Annotated in this window: 16 protein-coding genes; 10 read left to right on the top strand and 6 right to left on the bottom strand. The window is 64.6% G+C overall.

The window, feature by feature from the left end; genetic code table 11:
- Positions 1-17: 17 nt before the first annotated feature.
- Positions 18-941 carry a hypothetical protein gene (locus ACQ4MJ_RS12770; RefSeq protein WP_431152434.1) on the top strand — a complete coding sequence of 308 codons (924 nt, stop codon included), beginning with the start codon at positions 18-20 and terminating at the stop codon, positions 939-941.
- A gap of 24 nt (positions 942-965) precedes the next feature.
- Complete coding sequence (locus ACQ4MJ_RS12765; protein ID WP_431152435.1) at positions 966-1,139, top strand: hypothetical protein; 174 nt, start codon at positions 966-968, stop codon at positions 1,137-1,139.
- Between the two features lie 93 nt (positions 1,140-1,232).
- On the opposite strand, the gene ACQ4MJ_RS12760 is transcribed toward ACQ4MJ_RS12765, so the two are convergent.
- From ACQ4MJ_RS12760 to ACQ4MJ_RS12745, 4 genes are all read right to left on the bottom strand, one after another.
- Positions 1,233-1,550, bottom strand: coding sequence for a hypothetical protein (locus ACQ4MJ_RS12760; RefSeq protein WP_431152436.1), 318 nt, complete (start codon positions 1,548-1,550; stop codon positions 1,233-1,235).
- A gap of 237 nt (positions 1,551-1,787) precedes the next feature.
- The gene (locus ACQ4MJ_RS12755) at positions 1,788-2,024 is read right to left on the bottom strand and encodes a hypothetical protein (RefSeq protein WP_431152437.1); all 237 of its coding nucleotides are present in this window, start codon (positions 2,022-2,024) and stop codon (positions 1,788-1,790) included.
- Positions 2,024-2,443 (bottom strand): hypothetical protein, encoded by a 420-nt coding sequence (locus ACQ4MJ_RS12750; protein WP_431152438.1) that lies wholly within the window; start codon positions 2,441-2,443, stop codon positions 2,024-2,026. The genes ACQ4MJ_RS12755 and ACQ4MJ_RS12750 overlap by 1 nt, the downstream gene beginning before the upstream one ends.
- Before the next feature lie 302 nt (positions 2,444-2,745).
- Positions 2,746-4,569: a glutamine--tRNA ligase/YqeY domain fusion protein gene (locus ACQ4MJ_RS12745; RefSeq protein WP_431152439.1), complete on the bottom strand. Its 1,824-nt coding sequence runs from the start codon at positions 4,567-4,569 to the stop codon at positions 2,746-2,748.
- 172 nt (positions 4,570-4,741) lie between these two features.
- Between ACQ4MJ_RS12745 and ACQ4MJ_RS12740 the strand changes: the two genes are divergently transcribed.
- The 6 genes from ACQ4MJ_RS12740 to ACQ4MJ_RS12715 all read left to right on the top strand — a co-directional run bounded on the left by ACQ4MJ_RS12740 (position 4,742) and on the right by ACQ4MJ_RS12715 (position 8,990).
- The gene (locus ACQ4MJ_RS12740) at positions 4,742-5,095 is read left to right on the top strand and encodes a hypothetical protein (RefSeq protein ID WP_055393575.1); all 354 of its coding nucleotides are present in this window, start codon (positions 4,742-4,744) and stop codon (positions 5,093-5,095) included.
- A 226-nt stretch (positions 5,096-5,321) separates the two neighbouring features.
- Complete coding sequence (gene aroQ / locus ACQ4MJ_RS12735; RefSeq protein ID WP_010460374.1) at positions 5,322-5,798, top strand: type II 3-dehydroquinate dehydratase; 477 nt, start codon at positions 5,322-5,324, stop codon at positions 5,796-5,798.
- Positions 5,799-5,828: 30 nt separating this feature from the next.
- Positions 5,829-6,245 (top strand): alternative ribosome rescue aminoacyl-tRNA hydrolase ArfB, encoded by a 417-nt coding sequence (gene arfB, locus ACQ4MJ_RS12730; RefSeq protein ID WP_431152440.1) that lies wholly within the window; start codon positions 5,829-5,831, stop codon positions 6,243-6,245.
- A 145-nt stretch (positions 6,246-6,390) separates the two neighbouring features.
- Positions 6,391-7,233 carry a DODA-type extradiol aromatic ring-opening family dioxygenase gene (locus tag ACQ4MJ_RS12725; protein ID WP_431152441.1) on the top strand — a complete coding sequence of 281 codons (843 nt, stop codon included), beginning with the start codon at positions 6,391-6,393 and terminating at the stop codon, positions 7,231-7,233.
- A gap of 38 nt (positions 7,234-7,271) precedes the next feature.
- The gene (locus tag ACQ4MJ_RS12720) at positions 7,272-7,943 is read left to right on the top strand and encodes an alpha/beta hydrolase (RefSeq protein ID WP_306552971.1); all 672 of its coding nucleotides are present in this window, start codon (positions 7,272-7,274) and stop codon (positions 7,941-7,943) included.
- Between the two features lie 150 nt (positions 7,944-8,093).
- On the top strand, positions 8,094-8,990 hold the full coding sequence (locus ACQ4MJ_RS12715) for a DUF3014 domain-containing protein (RefSeq protein WP_431152442.1): 897 nt from the start codon (positions 8,094-8,096) through the stop codon (positions 8,988-8,990).
- Positions 8,991-9,017: 27 nt separating this feature from the next.
- On the opposite strand, the gene ACQ4MJ_RS12710 is transcribed toward ACQ4MJ_RS12715, so the two are convergent.
- A complete protein-coding gene (locus ACQ4MJ_RS12710) occupies positions 9,018-9,485 on the bottom strand; it encodes an Lrp/AsnC family transcriptional regulator (protein WP_008903283.1) in 468 nt (155 codons plus the stop codon).
- A 127-nt stretch (positions 9,486-9,612) separates the two neighbouring features.
- Between ACQ4MJ_RS12710 and ACQ4MJ_RS12705 the strand changes: the two genes are divergently transcribed.
- Positions 9,613-10,884, top strand: coding sequence for a methionine gamma-lyase (locus ACQ4MJ_RS12705; RefSeq protein WP_431152443.1), 1,272 nt, complete (start codon positions 9,613-9,615; stop codon positions 10,882-10,884).
- On the opposite strand, the gene ACQ4MJ_RS12700 is transcribed toward ACQ4MJ_RS12705, so the two are convergent.
- Complete coding sequence (locus ACQ4MJ_RS12700) at positions 10,832-11,305, bottom strand: Lrp/AsnC family transcriptional regulator (RefSeq protein ID WP_055393562.1); 474 nt, start codon at positions 11,303-11,305, stop codon at positions 10,832-10,834. The genes ACQ4MJ_RS12705 and ACQ4MJ_RS12700 overlap by 53 nt on opposite strands.
- A 103-nt stretch (positions 11,306-11,408) precedes the next feature.
- Between ACQ4MJ_RS12700 and mdeB the strand changes: the two genes are divergently transcribed.
- Positions 11,409-14,072 carry an alpha-ketoglutarate dehydrogenase gene (mdeB, locus tag ACQ4MJ_RS12695; RefSeq protein WP_431152444.1) on the top strand — a complete coding sequence of 888 codons (2,664 nt, stop codon included), beginning with the start codon at positions 11,409-11,411 and terminating at the stop codon, positions 14,070-14,072.
- Positions 14,073-14,208 lie beyond the last annotated feature (136 nt).

Genomic DNA, 14,208 nt, shown 5'->3' with positions numbered 1-14,208 from the left:
ATTGAAAGGAACTGCCGATGGACCTGCCCCAGATGCTGGACACCTTCGCCCGTATGCCCGCCCCCGAGCAGCAGGCCTGGTGGCGCATGGCCGCCGGGCAGCTGGCCGTGGTGGTGGCGCTGCTGTGGCTGGAGAGCCGCTACTTCAAGCCCAGCCGCCGCGTGGGCAGTTGGTTGGCGGTGCGCCTGGTGTCGGTGCTGGCCGCGCTGCTGGCGGTGGCGGCCGTGCTGCTGCCCGCGCGCGCCGTGGGCGGGCCCGCTGCGCTGGGCGTGTTTGTGCTGTCGCTCTACACCCTGGGGCCGGTGGTGTGGTTTGGCGGCCATGTGCTGGCCGGGCGCTGGGTGCGGCCCGCACTCTCGCGCGCCGAAAGCCTGGTGCTGGGCCTCACCGGCTTGGCCATTGCCGCCGTGCCCATCTACGCCAGCCTGCTCGCGCAAAGCGCCCTGCAAACCGCCGCACGCGACGTGGCCCAGCGCCGCGAGCTGCCCGCCAGCAACCCCCCGCTGGCCCACACCGTGCAGCCCGTACAGCGCTACCAGCTGCCCGGCGTGGGGCTCATCTACACCCAGTCACTGCAGGGCACCCCCGACAACCGCCTGCTGCGCGTGGAGCAACGCCACGGTGGCGGCCAATGGCCCGCCCACCCCCACCCCGTGGCCCACCCCAGCTACTGCACCCACGGCAACGACGTGCACCTGATGTGGTCCGCCCAGGAACCCCCTCCCTACCTGCGCCTGCACTGGGCCCAAAGCAACGGCGCACCCACCAAGGCCGAGTTCACGCCCCAACTGGCGTTTGACCCGGCCACCCCCGTGCCCGACTTCCCCCTCACCCTGCGCCCCGACGGCGCCGACCCCGCCGCCCCCATGGCGCGCGAAAGGGCGTACCTGGTGCTGGTGAAAGAGGGGCAGGCGGCGCAGCCGCAACAAGCTCCGACGTAGCAACCGCCGCAGACCTACACCCAGATGCTGGGCAGCCCCCCCGAAGCAGGCGAGGTGCGCACGACCGATTGCGTGATGGCGGGTTTCCAGATCACCCCCACGGTTGCCAAACAAGGCTGGCAGGTGCAGGCCATGGGGCTGGTGTTTCAGCTCTCCACGGGCGGGCAGCCGTTGCGGGCGTTGGTGGAGCGGAAATAGAGGCGAAATGGGCCGTTTCCGCCTGATGGTATTGCCTTTTCTGCTATCAAATTGAAAGCAAAAAAGGGTTTGATGCATGAGTGCGAGTGCTTCTTACGGATTGCTTCCCAACGCGCCCAGCAACCGCGCACTCACCTCGGCCGCATCCAGCGTGGCGAATGCCATGTTGTGCTGTTCCGTCAGCGGCCCATGGCCCGGCTCCATGCGGCCCGCAGCGTCGTAGCCCATGGCCTTGAACTTCCACACCCCGCCAACCAGCTTGAGCGAGCCCACATGCGCGCCATCGGCGGTGTGGACTGCCACTGCGGCGGCGTTGATGGGCAGCAACAGCAAGGGGCCTGCCAGCGGGCCGGGCGGTATGTGGGCGAAGGTGCGGGTGAAAGTGAGCGGCAGGGGTGAGGAGGGGAGCATGGCGGTGTCTCTATCGCAAATGGCGTGGCGCTTGCGGCGCGGTAGCTCGATCTTTGCCCGGTGTGTCGCGTGTTGTGGGTGCTTTGCCGACCGATCGCAGGTTTCGCTCTGCACCCCGTGGGAGACTATGGGCGGTTTGCATGGATCATGCAATTGGTCTCTAGCACTTATCTGTCTCTGGCGGCCAGGTGCAGCCGGTGGCTACTAGCCGGTGCCGGGCCCTAGGCTCGGCCACCATCAATCCTTGAGGCTCACCCCCAGGTTGTCCAGCTTTTTTGCATACGAGTCCCTGCGTTTTACGGCCTTTGCAGCCGTTTCCGTGGCGGCTTGGACTGCCTTGGGGCCCTTGTTCGCCGCAGCTTGGATCAATCCGAGCTTGTGAGCGGCATCTGCCTGCGCCCGCTGGAAAGTGGCGATGAGTTCAGCATGGGCAACGGATGAGTTCACAGGGACTTTCCTATCAATCAGCGTCATCACCCTTGAAGGGTGACATTGGTGCGAAGCAAGGCGGTTCTCAATTCGCGAGTCGCAGGTTTTGAAATATCCACCTTTTGAACAGCCACGTCGAACGGTGAGCCCGGCCTGATGCTGGTTGGCAGTATCTTTTTTGCTGGATTCTTGGCGGGGTACGTGCCCTGACCCGGACACATGCGAACGGAGAACCCGAATTCTTCGAGTGCACCTTTTGCATACAACTCTGCCAGTTGTTGAAACGTCACGAAGGTTGAACGTTTAACGTCTTTGAGTCCTGGCTGGCAGATGTCGCGAACGATCTCAAATTTACCGAGTGAATCTCGCTGTGTATCGGTAAACGGATGCAGTAAGAAGGTCTGACGAACGCCATTCTTTTTGGACACCAGGGTGTGCTCGACGGCGATATCGGTTAGCAGCATGTTGTTTTCCTCGCTTTTCAAGCTGCAGCTCGCACAGCAGCATCATTCGCCATTCCGCCCAAAGTCGCAGACTGTGTTTTCACACCAAGCTACTGGGTAGCTGATGTCCTACCCCTTGAGATGCGAAGTGTTCGACGCAGAAAATTCTCATCTGAAGGCGGGGACTTTGACTAAACGGCAGCAAATGACGGATCCATATTGCACTGTGACAGGCCGTTTCGCATCGAAAGCTGTCATCAGTCCAAAAGAAAACGGCCAGCAAATATGGAAATTTGCTGGCCTTCTTTCCAATCAGGAGGTAATCACTTCCCCCACGAATCCTTCAACCCCACCGCCAAGTTAAACACCGGCTTCCCTTCCTTGTGGTCAATACGATCCGCCACAAAGTACCCGTGCCGCTCAAACTGAAACTTGTCATCTGGCTTGGCATTGGCCAGTGACGGCTCCACGATGGCTGTCACCACCTTCAGGCTGTTCGGGTTCAGGCTTTCGATGAAGTCTTTGCCGCCCGCGTCGGGGTGGGCGTCCAGGAACAGGCGGTCGTACATGCGCACTTCGGCATTTACGCCGTCGGCCACGCCCACCCAGGTGATGGCGGCTTTCACCTTCACGCTGTCGGCGCCGGGGGTGCCGCTCTTGGTGTCGGGCACCACGGTGGCCAGCACTTCGGTGATGACTCCGTCAGCATCCTTGGTGCAGCCGGTGCATTCGATGACGTAGCCGCCCTTCAGGCGCACCTTGTTGCCGGGGAAGAGTCGCTTGTAGCCTTTGGGGGGCACTTCTTCAAAGTCTTCGCGCTCGATCCAGACTTCTTTGCCGATGGTGAAGTGGCGCACGGGGCTTTCCACGCCTTCGGGTGGGTGGGGCAGGGCGGGCAGGCTGCAGGGCTCCAGGTGGCCTGCGCCCATCACGTCGTCCCAGTTGGTCAGCACCAGCTTGACGGGGTTGAGCACGGCCATGCCACGGTGGGCCTTCAGCTCCAGGTCTTCGCGCAGGCAGCCTTCCAGGGTGCTGTAGTCGATCCAGCTGTCGGACTTGGTCACGCCGATGCGTTCGGCAAAGGTCTGGATGGATGCGGGCGTGTAGCCGCGGCGGCGAAGGCCGACGATGGTGGGCATGCGAGGGTCGTCCCAGCCACTCACTTTATGGTCGTACACCAGCTGGGCGAGCTTGCGTTTGCTGGTGATGACGTAGGTGAGGTTCAGGCGCGCAAATTCGTACTGACGGGGGGGCGGGCTGGCCAGCAGGCCACCTTCGGTCAAGCGCTCCAGCAGCCAGTCGTAGAAGGGGCGCTGGTCTTCAAATTCCAGCGTGCACAGGCTATGGGTGATCTGCTCCAGCGCGTCCTCGATGGGGTGCGCGTAGGTGTACATGGGGTAGATGCACCAGGTGTCGCCTGTGTTGTGGTGGGTGGCGCGGCGGATGCGGTAGATGGCCGGGTCGCGCATGTTGATGTTGGGGCTGGCCATGTCGATCTTGGCGCGCAGCACCATGGAGCCATCTTCGTGCTGGCCGTCGCGCATTTCGCGGAACTTGGCCAGGTTTTCGGCCGGGGTGCGGCTGCGGAAGGGGCTGTCCACGCCGGGCTTGCTGAAGTCGCCCCGGTTGATGCGGATCTGCTCCACCGTCTGTTCGTCCACGTAGGCGTGGCCGGCTTCGATCAGGTACTCGGCGGCGCGGTACATGAAGTCGAAGTAGTCGCTGGCCTGGTAGGGGGCTGCGTCGGGTGCGCCGTTCCAGTCAAAGCCCAGCCATTTCACCGCGTCGATGATGCTGTTGACGTATTCGGTGTCTTCTTTTTCGGGGTTGGTGTCGTCAAAGCGCAGGTGGCAGATGCCGCCGTAGTCGCGCGCCAAGCCAAAGTTGATGCAGATGCTCTTGGCATGGCCCACGTGCAGGTAGCCGTTGGGCTCGGGCGGGAAGCGGGTGCGGATCTTGGCGGGGTCGGGCTCGCCCTGGGCGTGGTGGGCGGCGTCGCCGGGGGTGCCCGCCCAGCGGCGGGTTGTGTAGGTGCCTTTTTCCAGGTCATGCTCGATGATCTGGCGCAAAAAGTTGCTGGGCTTGACGGTTTCAGGGGCCGCAGAAGTGGCAGTGGCGGCGGTATTGGCGGGGGAGGGGGTGCTCATACAGCCATTTTAGGCGCCGGTTTCGTGATGGTTTACGCATAGAAACAGGCGCGTATACGTCCAGACACAACGTAAAGACGATTTTGTGCCATCCTTTTGCCTACTTGGTGCGTTATGTACCGGTGAGGTGAGTCCATTTGGCTGGCTGCCCTCGCTCAAACAGGAGATTTCCATGACGAAAACCCGTTCTATCTATGCCATGGCCGCTTCGGCTGGCGTGGCGCTGGCATTGCTGGCCGGCACGGGCGCAGCCCAGGCCCGCGACGTAAATTGGTCGGTTGGCATTGGCGTGCCTGGCGTGGTGGTGGGGGCCAGCAATGGCTACTACGCCCCCGCCCCGGTGTATGTGGCGCCGCCCCCGCCCGTTTACTACGCACCCCCTCGGCCCGTGTACTACGCGCCTCCCCCTGCGTATTACGCACCGCCCCCGGTCGTGTACTACGGTGATCGCGGCTACCGCCACCATCGGCACCACCGCCACCACGGATATGGCCATGGGTATGGCCACGGCCGCTGGGATCGTTGATCCCTAGTCTGATCCGCTGGCAGCCTGACCGGGTTGCCGCGTTGTGTAACCAACCTCTTGGGCGCCAGTCGCTCACAGGCAGCGTCTTTGCACAGGCTGCCTTTTACAGCGGCCCTTCGGGGCCGTTTTTCTTTGGGCGCGTGCGCTACGGGTTGGGCATAGGGCGCCGCATAATCGCGCACTCTGGCCTGCCAGCGTGGCAGGCGCAACGCCCCCGGAGTGCCGCATGTCTGTGAAGAAAAAAACCGTTTTTGTCCTGAATGGCCCCAACCTGAACCTGCTGGGCACGCGCGAGCCCGCTGTGTATGGCGCGGCCACGCTGGCCGATGTCGAAAAGCTGTGCGCCGACGCGTGCGAGCGCCATGGTTTTGCGCTGCGCTTTCACCAAAGCAACCACGAAGGCGCGCTGGTGGACTGGATTCACGAGGCAGGCCGCCTGCACGCAGCGGGCGAGCTGGCAGGCGTGGTCATCAACGCCGGGGCCTACACCCACACCAGCATTGCGTTGCACGATGCCACCAAGGGCACGGGCATCACGCTGATTGAGCTGCATATCAGCAATGTACATGCGCGCGAGGCGTTCCGCCACCATTCGTACATGGCGGCAGCCGCCAAGGCGGTGATGTGCGGCTTTGGCGTGCTGGGCTATGGACTGGCGATTGACGGCCTGGCCCAGTTGCTGGCCCAGCAGCCTGCGGCCTGACGCCGCACAGGCAAGGGGGTAGATAGATAAATGAATCCCCCATTGCCCCTGCAGGTGTCTGAGGACGAGGTGGAGATCACCGCCATGCGCGCCCAGGGCGCGGGTGGGCAGAACGTCAACAAGGTATCGAGCGCCGTCCACCTGCGCTTTGACGTGGCAGCATCGTCGCTGCCCGAGGACGTCAAAGAGCGCCTGCTGGCCCTGCGCGACACGCGCATCACGCAAGAGGGTGTGGTGGTCATCAAGGCCCAGCAGTACCGCAGCCAGGAGCAAAACCGCACCGATGCGCTCGCGCGGCTGAACGCGCTGATCAACACTGTGGCCGTGCCGCCCCGGGTGCGCCGCGCCACCAAACCCACCTACGGGTCGAAACAGCGGCGTCTGGAGGGCAAGACCCAGCGCAGCGAGACCAAGGCACTGCGGGGCAGGGTGCGCGACGGGTCTTGAACCGGGGCTCCCTGTGTGGTGGGTATCTCCACGGCCATCGTCGATGGCGCATTGGCATCATCTGTAGAACAATCTGTCCGGCCAGCAGGGCTTGGTACCAGGTGCTATCAGTCCTACATTCATTGCATTCACGGATGGAATTGCCATGACTGCCTTTGCCCAAGCCCCCCTCACTGCTCCCGCTGTGGTTCCCGCCTTGTTCGTATCGCACGGCGCGCCGCTGTTTGCGATCGATGCTGGCACCACCGGCCCCGCGCTCACGCAGTGGGGTGAAAACCTCAAGGCGCAGTACCCTGGCCTGCGGGGCGTGGTCATCATGTCGCCGCACTGGATGGCGCGTTCTGCCCAGGTCATGACCGGCCCGCAGCCCGCCACGTGGCACGACTTTGGCGGTTTCCCGCCCGCGCTGTACCAGTTGCAATACCCCGCATCCGGCTCGCCTGCGCTGGCGCAAGAGGTGCTGGGCCTGCTGCAGGCCGCTGGTGTGGCCGCACAGGGCGATGCCGCGCGCCCGTTCGACCATGGTGCCTGGGTCCCGCTGATGCATTTGTTCCCGCAGGCCGACGTGCCCGTGGTGCAGGTGGCTCTGCCCGTGGGCGCAGGCCCGGCCGATGTGTATGCACTGGGTGCCGCGCTACGCGGCCTGCGCAGCCAGAGCGTGCTGGTGGTGGGGTCCGGCAGCATGACGCACAACCTGGCCGAATTCTTTGGCGGCGAGCGTGCGCCCGCGCCCTATGTGCTGGAGTTCAGCCGCTGGATCGAGGATGCGCTGGCCCGTGGCGACATGGCCGCGCTGCTCAACTACCGTACCCAGGCCCCCCATGCCTGCCGCGCCCACCCGACCGAAGACCATTTCTTGCCCATCTTCTTCGCGCTGGGCGCGGCGGGCGACGATCTGCACGCAAACTACTTGAGCCGCGAGGTGATGTACAGCATGCTGTCGATGGATGCTTTTGCCCTGGAGCCTGTCGCAGGACGGGCGGGTTAAGTAAGTTTTTTAGCTAAAAACGCCGCTGGCGCTTGTCTATGCTCAATCTACCGCTCACATTTTTGCAGCGCCCCGCTGCTTCCACCACCCCCCGCCCCTGGCTGCTGGTGCTGATGCACGGCGTGGGCAGCAACGAGCAGGACCTGTTCAGCCTGGCGCCGCAGATCCCCGAGCGGTTTCATGTGCTGAGCCTGCGCGCGCCGTTTCGCATGGGGCCGGGCGCGCACGCGTGGTTTGATTTTTCCATCGAGCCCGGTGGCGAGCGCACCATCAACGAAGAGCAAGAGGCGCAAAGCCGAGCCCTGGTGGCCCAGGCGGTCGAGTCTGCCGCCGAGCAACTGGGCATTCCGCCCGAGCGCGTGGTGGTGGGCGGCTTCAGCCAGGGCGGCATCATGGCGCTGTCGCTGCTGCTGACCCGGCCCGCGCTGATGCAGGCCGCGCTGGTGTGGCACAGCCGGCTGCTGCAGCAGGTGGTGCCTTTGAGTGCACCTGCCGACGCGCTGCGGGGCAAACGGCTGTGGCTGAGCCACGGTACGCACGACAACGTGATCCCGCTGGCCCATGCGCAGGCCATTGCGCACCACATGGCGCCGCTGCCGGTGACGGTGACGTACCACGAGTTCCCCAGCGCGCACGAGATCCGACCTTCTGAGCTGGCGGCCACGGTGGCGTGGCTGGAGTCATTGTCGACAACGCCAACGGCGTTTTAGTCGCGGGCTTCCGGGGCGCGGTCTACATCGCGTTACCGGCGCCTCATCCAGCAGGTTTCCAATCAAACAGATCCCCAGGGGGGATTGATAGGGAACGCCCTGCGCCGCAGCCGCTCGGACAAGGGTTGTTCCCGTCTTGAAGGAGATCCGATGCCTGAAAACGAAACCGCCGAGTTCCGCCCCGTGCCACCGCGCGCATCCTCCACACCGTGGATCATTGCCGCCGTGCTGGCCTGTGCGGTCGGCGCCGGAGCCGCCTGGTGGTTCTGGCTGCGCCCGGTGGAGGCCCCGGGTGCGCCGCCCCCCGTGGCCAGCGCACCCGAAGCGCCCGTGGCCCCACCGCCCATGCCCGAGGCATCGGGTCCCCAGAACCCTGTGGATGCGCTGGCCCCGGCAGATACCGCCTTGCCCGTATTGGCTGAATCCGACAAGCGAGTGGCGGAGCTGCTGGCCGAATTGCTGGGTAGCGACAAGGTCGCGTCGTTCTTGTTGACCGAAGGTTTTGTCCGCCGCGTGGTGGCCACGGTAGACAACCTGGGCCGCGCCCAGGCCCCGTCGCGCATGTGGCCGGTACAGCCCATGCCGCAGCGCTTTGTGGTGGATGGCGAGGGCGATGCACCCACCACGATTGCCACCACCAATGCCGCCCGCTACAGCGCCTTTTTGACTTTTGCCGAAGCCGTGCCCTTGGAGCCCGCCGTGGCCTTGTATGCGCGGCTGTACCCGCTGTTCCAGCAGGCGTATGAAGAGCTGGGCTACCCCAAGCGCTACTTCAACGACCGCCTGGTGGCCGTGCTGGACCACTTGCTGCTGGCACCCGAACCCAAAAGCCCGCTGCGCGTGAAGCTCACGCCCGTCAACACCGATGTGCCCAACCTGCGCCCGTGGGTGCGCTATGAGTTTGTGGACCCGGCACTCGAATCGCTCACCAGCGGGCAGAAGATTCTGGTGCGCATGGGGCCTGCGAACCAGGCGCGCGCGAAAGCGCTGGTCCGTGATCTGCGCAAGCGCGTGGCAACCAGCGAGTTGCAGCTCCCCCAGCGGTGAAGGATGTGAGGGGCTGCTGCGCGTCGGCTACAGCGGCAGTGCCATGGTGCGCTTGACCTCCTTGAGCGAGAAGCTCGTGGAAATCTCACGCACGCCTGGCAGGCTGCGCACATGGGTGCGCACATAGTCGGCAAACGATGCGAGGTCGGCCGCCACCACCTCCAGCTGGTAGTCGTAGCGGCCCGAAAGGTTGTGGCACGACAACACCTGGGGCATCGCCATGACCTCGCGCTCCAGGGCCGATGTGGTGTCAGCCGTGTGGTCGTGCAGCGCCAGCTGCACAAAGCCCAGTACGCCCCAGCCCACACGCTGGCGGTGCAGATGGGCGTGGTAGCCCGCAATCACGCCCGCATCCTCCAGCGCGCGCACGCGCCTCCAGCACGGGGAGGTGGACAGCGAAACCGCTTCGGCCAGATCGCCCACGGTGGCGCGACCATCGCGTTGCAGGGCATTGAGGATCGTGCGGTCCACGGGGTCGAGTGGATGAGGGTGCATGGCAGTGTGTCCTGCTAATTGGGTAATTTGAGGCAAATTTTGCCTTCTTTGATCGTATGAAGGGTAAATAAGGCGAGAACTTACCCGTTGATGGGTTGAAGAATCTCCCTATTCCAAGGAGACCACCATGACCCGCACATCCGCCACCGGCTTCAGCACCCGCGCCATCCACCACGGTTACAACCCGGCCGACCACCAAGGCGCACTGGTGCCGCCCATCCACACCTCGGCCACTTTTGCCTTCCCCGATGTGGCCTATGGCGCGCGCTGCTTTGCAGGCGAGGAGCCCGGCTACTTCTACACCCGCATCGCCAACCCCACGCTGGCGCTGCTGGAGGGGCGCCTGGCCAGCCTGGAGCAGGGCGCAGGCGCCGTGGTGTTCGGCTCGGGCATGGGGGCCATAACGGCCACGCTGTGGTCCATGCTGGAGCCGGGCGATGAAATCCTGGCCGACCTTACGCTGTATGGCTGCACCTTCTCGTTTTTGCACCACGGGCTGGGCCGCTTTGGCGTGAGCGTGCGCCATGTGGACATGACCGACCCGGCCCACGTGGCCGCCGCGCTGAGCCAGAAGACCCGCGTGGTCTACCTGGAAACCCCGGCCAACCCCAACATGCGGCTGGTGGACATTGCCGCCGTTTCGGCCCTGGTCCACGCCCAGGGCGCCAAGGTGGTGGTGGACAACACCTACTGCACGCCTTACCTGCAGCAGCCCCTGCTGCTGGGTGCCGATGTGAGCGTGCATTCCATGACGAAGTACCTCGGCGGCCATGGTGACCTGACCGCAGGCGCGGCCGTGTTTGCCGATGCCGAACTGGCCCAGCGCGTGCGCTTGTATGGTCTCAAAGACATGACGGGTGCTGTGATGTCGGCGCAGGACGCGCATCTTGTGATGCGCGGCCTCAAGACGCTGGCGCTGCGCATGGACCGCCACTGCCAGAGCGCTCAGAAAGTGGCCGAGTTCATCGCCGCCCACCCGGCTGCGGCGGCCGTGCACTACCCCGGCTTGCCCAGCTTTGCCCAGCACGCGCTGGCAAAGCAGCAGATGCGCCAGATGGGCGGGATGATCGCTTTTGAGCTGCGTGGTGGCCTGCAGGCGGGCGTGCGCTTCATGGACGCGTTGCAGCTCGTCACCCGCGCCGTGAGCCTTGGCGATGCCGAGACGCTGGCTCAGCACCCGGCCAGCATGACGCATTCCACCTACACGCCCGAGCAGCGTGCCGCCCACGGCATTGCCGAAGGGCTGGTGCGCCTGTCGGTCGGCCTGGAGGACCTGGAGGACCTGCTGGCCGATATTGGCCAGGCACTGGACCTGGTGCAGGCGCTGGATTTCAAGGCCGAGCCCACTACGGGGAAGACTGCGGCAGCGGCAGCGCCGTCTTGTAACGCACCTGCTTGAGCGCGAAGCTGGAGCGGATCTTCTCCAGCCCTGGAATGGGGGAAAGCTGTTCGACGATGAAGCGCTCCAGCGCCGCAATGTCGGGCAGTGCCACGCGGATGAGGTAGTCCGAGTCGCCGCTCATCAGGTAGCACTCCATCACCTCATCGTGCTCGGCAATGCGTTGTTCAAAGTCGGCCAGCGCTTCCTTGCTCTGGCTTTTCAGGCTGATGCTGATGAACACGTTCAGTCCCAGCCCCAGTGCGGCGGCGTTGGCCAGCGCTACATAACGGGCGATGACACCCTCGGTCTCCAGTGCCTTCACGCGTGCCAGGCAGGGAGACGGCGAGAGATGCACACGCCGGGCCAGCTCCACGTTGGAGAGCGAGCCATCGGCCTGCAGTTCGGCCAGTATGCGCAGATCGGTGGTGTCAAGCTTCATATGCTGCAATATTGGTTGTTGGTGGAATATTGTGCTGCTATGGATGGCTAATTTTCGCGATTCGGCATCACATTTTTTGCAAATCCTTCTAGAGTGTGCTCCTATGAACGCCCCCTTGCCTTCCCATCTGCTCCATACCCAGGATGCCCTGGCCGACACTGACCCCCAGGAGACCGCCGAATGGCGCGACGCCTTTCTGGCCCTGGTCGCCACCGAAGGTCCCGAGCGGGCGCGGCACATGCTGCAGGAGCTGGTGCGGGTGGCGCGCGCACAGCGGATTGGCTGGCAGCCCGACCTGAACACGCCGTACGTGAACACCGTGGCGGTACAGGACCAGCCCGTGTTCCCCGGCGACTTGGCCATCGAGGAGCGCGTGGCCTCCATCGTGCGCTGGAACGCGCTGGCCATGGTGGTGCGCGCGAACCAGGCGTATGGCGAACTGGGTGGCCACATCGCCAGTTATGCGAGCGCGGCCGACTTGTTCGAGAGCGGCTTTAACCATTTCTTCCGTGCACGTGAGGGTGTGGGTGAAGGCCAGCACCGGGGCGACCTAGTGTTCTTCCAGCCCCACAGCGCGCCGGGCGTGTATGCCCGCGCATTCCTCGAAGGGCGCTTGTCCGAAAAAGATCTGATGCACTACCGCCAAGAGCTGACCGCTCCGGCTGCGGGCGCACAAGGCCTTTCGAGTTACCCGCATCCGTGGCTGATGCCGGACTTCTGGCAGTTCCCCACCGGCTCCATGGGCATCGGCCCCATCAGCAGCATCTACCACGCGCGCTTCATGCGCTACCTCACGCACCGCAATCTGCTCGACTGCGGCCAACGCAAGGTGTGGGGCGTGTTTGGCGACGGCGAGATGGACGAGCCCGAATCCATGAGCGCCCTGACCCTGGCCGCGCGCGAGGGCCTGGACAACCTGGTCTGGGTGGTCAACTGCAACCTGCAGCGCCTGGACGGCCCGGTGCGCGGCAACGGCCGCATCATCGACGAGCTGGAGCGCCTGTTTGCGGGCGCCGGCTGGAACGTGGTCAAGCTCGTGTGGGGCAGCGACTGGGACGGCCTGTTCGCCCGCGACCTCACCGGAGCGCTGGTGCGCACCCTTGAAGGCACGGTCGATGGCCAGATGCAGACCTTCGCCGCCAAGGACGGCCGCTTCAACCGCGACAACTTCTTCGGCCAGAACCCTGAGCTGGCGGCACTGGCCCAGGGCATGACGGACGAGCAGATTGATCGCTTGAAGCGCGGTGGGCACGACCTGGTAAAGATCCACGCTGCCTACGCTGCTGCCAGCGCGCACAAAGGCCAGCCCACGGTGATCCTGGCCCACACCAAAAAGGGCTACGGCATGGGCACGGCCGGCCAGGGCAAGATGACCACGCACAGCCAGAAGAAGCTGGACGAGACCGACCTGATCGAGTTCCGCAACCGTTTCAACCTGCCGCTGTCCGACGAACAGGCCACGAGCCTCGCCTTCTTCAAGCCTGCGGAGGACAGCCCCGAGATGCGCTACCTGCGCAGCCACCGCGACGCGCTGGGCGGCTACCTGCCGCGCCGAGAGACCACCTGCGCCGCGCTGCCCGTGCCTGCCATCGAAAGCTACGCCCAGTTCGCGCTACAGGCCGATGGCAAGGAGATGAGCACCACCATGGCCTTCGTGCGCATGCTGGGCACCTTGCTCAAGGACGCCACGCTGGGCCCGCGCATCGTACCCATCGTGGCCGACGAGGCGCGCACCTTTGGCATGGCCAATCTTTTCAAGCAGGTCGGCATCTACAGCAGCGTGGGCCAACGCTACGCGCCCGAGGACATCGGCTCGGTGCTGAGCTACCGCGAGGCGCTGGACGGCCAGATTCTGGAAGAAGGCATCAGCGAAGCCGGCGCCATCGCCAGTTGGACGGCCGCGGCCACCAGCTACAGCGTGCACGGCCTGGCCATGCTGCCGTTTTACATCTACTACTCGATGTTCGGCTTCCAGCGCGTGGGCGATGCCATCTGGGCCGCGGCCGACCAGCGTGCGCGCGGCTTTTTGCTGGGCGCCACCTCGGGCCGTACCACGCTGGGCGGAGAGGGCCTGCAGCACCAGGATGGATCGAGCCACTTGGTGGCAGCCACCATCCCCAACTGCAAGGCCTACGACCCAGCCTACGCAGGCGAGATGGCCGTGATCATCGATGCTGGCATGCGCGAGATGGTGACCGAGCAGCGTGACGTTTTCTACTACGTGACACTGATGAACGAGAACTACGCCCAGCCCGACCTGCCCGCCGGTGCGGCAGAAGGTGTGTTGCGTGGTTGCTATGTTTTTAAGAGCTACTCGCGCTTGATAGATAAGCGCGATAGCACGATTTCATCCAAATCCGTCACCCTGATGGGCTCTGGCGCCATCCTGACCGAGGTGGTCAAGGCCGCCGAACTGCTGGCCGCAGAAGGCGTGGATGTGACCGTGCTCAGCGTGACCAGCTGGAGCGAGCTGGCGCGCGATGGTGTGGCGTGCGAGCAGCGTTGGCTGGCGGGCGAATCCGCGCCTGCATCCGCATGGCTGACGCAGCAGCTGGCCCCAACACGCGGGCCCGTGATTGCAGCCACCGACTACGTGCGCGCCGTGCCCGAGACGGTGCGGGCGCTTGTACCCGAGGGCCGCAAGTATGTGACCCTGGGCACGGACGGATTTGGACGCAGCGACACGCGCGCTGCACTGCGCCATTTTTTTGGCGTAGACGCTTCCAGCGTGGCCCAAGCTGCACGACGCGCGATGGCCGCTGGCTGACGAACACGGGCGCCATGTGGGCGCCTGCTGTCGTTCCGTGATTCCGCAATTCCGCCGCCGGGGTGGGGTGGGTGAATGCCGTTGCCCAATTCGGCGCAGGCTTCCTACAATGGCCCAGCAACCGCGAGAGGGCGCC

Origin of the sequence: Acidovorax facilis (assembly GCF_050626955.1) — a bacterium.
In the GTDB taxonomy this organism is placed as follows: domain Bacteria; phylum Pseudomonadota; class Gammaproteobacteria; order Burkholderiales; family Burkholderiaceae_C; genus Acidovorax; species Acidovorax facilis.
This window is presented reverse-complemented; position numbering and strand designations above follow the sequence as displayed.

What these genes read in the sequence shown, in the direction of transcription:
- ACQ4MJ_RS12760 (WP_431152436.1), bottom strand. Translation starts at nt 1,550, where the DNA reads ATGCTCCCCTCCTCACCCCTGCCGCTCACTTTCACCCGCACCTTCGCC.
- ACQ4MJ_RS12705 (WP_431152443.1), top strand. Translation starts at nt 9,613, where the DNA reads ATGACCCGCACATCCGCCACCGGCTTCAGCACCCGCGCCATCCACCAC.
- ACQ4MJ_RS12725 (WP_431152441.1), top strand. Translation starts at nt 6,391, where the DNA reads ATGACTGCCTTTGCCCAAGCCCCCCTCACTGCTCCCGCTGTGGTTCCC.
- ACQ4MJ_RS12715 (WP_431152442.1), top strand. Translation starts at nt 8,094, where the DNA reads ATGCCTGAAAACGAAACCGCCGAGTTCCGCCCCGTGCCACCGCGCGCA.
- mdeB (WP_431152444.1), top strand. Translation starts at nt 11,409, where the DNA reads ATGAACGCCCCCTTGCCTTCCCATCTGCTCCATACCCAGGATGCCCTG.
- arfB (WP_431152440.1), top strand. Translation starts at nt 5,829, where the DNA reads ATGAATCCCCCATTGCCCCTGCAGGTGTCTGAGGACGAGGTGGAGATC.
- ACQ4MJ_RS12765 (WP_431152435.1), top strand. Translation starts at nt 966, where the DNA reads ATGCTGGGCAGCCCCCCCGAAGCAGGCGAGGTGCGCACGACCGATTGC.
- ACQ4MJ_RS12700 (WP_055393562.1), bottom strand. Translation starts at nt 11,305, where the DNA reads ATGAAGCTTGACACCACCGATCTGCGCATACTGGCCGAACTGCAGGCC.
- aroQ (WP_010460374.1), top strand. Translation starts at nt 5,322, where the DNA reads ATGTCTGTGAAGAAAAAAACCGTTTTTGTCCTGAATGGCCCCAACCTG.
- ACQ4MJ_RS12740 (WP_055393575.1), top strand. Translation starts at nt 4,742, where the DNA reads ATGACGAAAACCCGTTCTATCTATGCCATGGCCGCTTCGGCTGGCGTG.
- ACQ4MJ_RS12710 (WP_008903283.1), bottom strand. Translation starts at nt 9,485, where the DNA reads ATGCACCCTCATCCACTCGACCCCGTGGACCGCACGATCCTCAATGCC.
- ACQ4MJ_RS12745 (WP_431152439.1), bottom strand. Translation starts at nt 4,569, where the DNA reads ATGAGCACCCCCTCCCCCGCCAATACCGCCGCCACTGCCACTTCTGCG.
- ACQ4MJ_RS12755 (WP_431152437.1), bottom strand. Translation starts at nt 2,024, where the DNA reads ATGACGCTGATTGATAGGAAAGTCCCTGTGAACTCATCCGTTGCCCAT.
- ACQ4MJ_RS12750 (WP_431152438.1), bottom strand. Translation starts at nt 2,443, where the DNA reads ATGCTGCTAACCGATATCGCCGTCGAGCACACCCTGGTGTCCAAAAAG.
- ACQ4MJ_RS12720 (WP_306552971.1), top strand. Translation starts at nt 7,272, where the DNA reads ATGCTCAATCTACCGCTCACATTTTTGCAGCGCCCCGCTGCTTCCACC.
- ACQ4MJ_RS12770 (WP_431152434.1), top strand. Translation starts at nt 18, where the DNA reads ATGGACCTGCCCCAGATGCTGGACACCTTCGCCCGTATGCCCGCCCCC.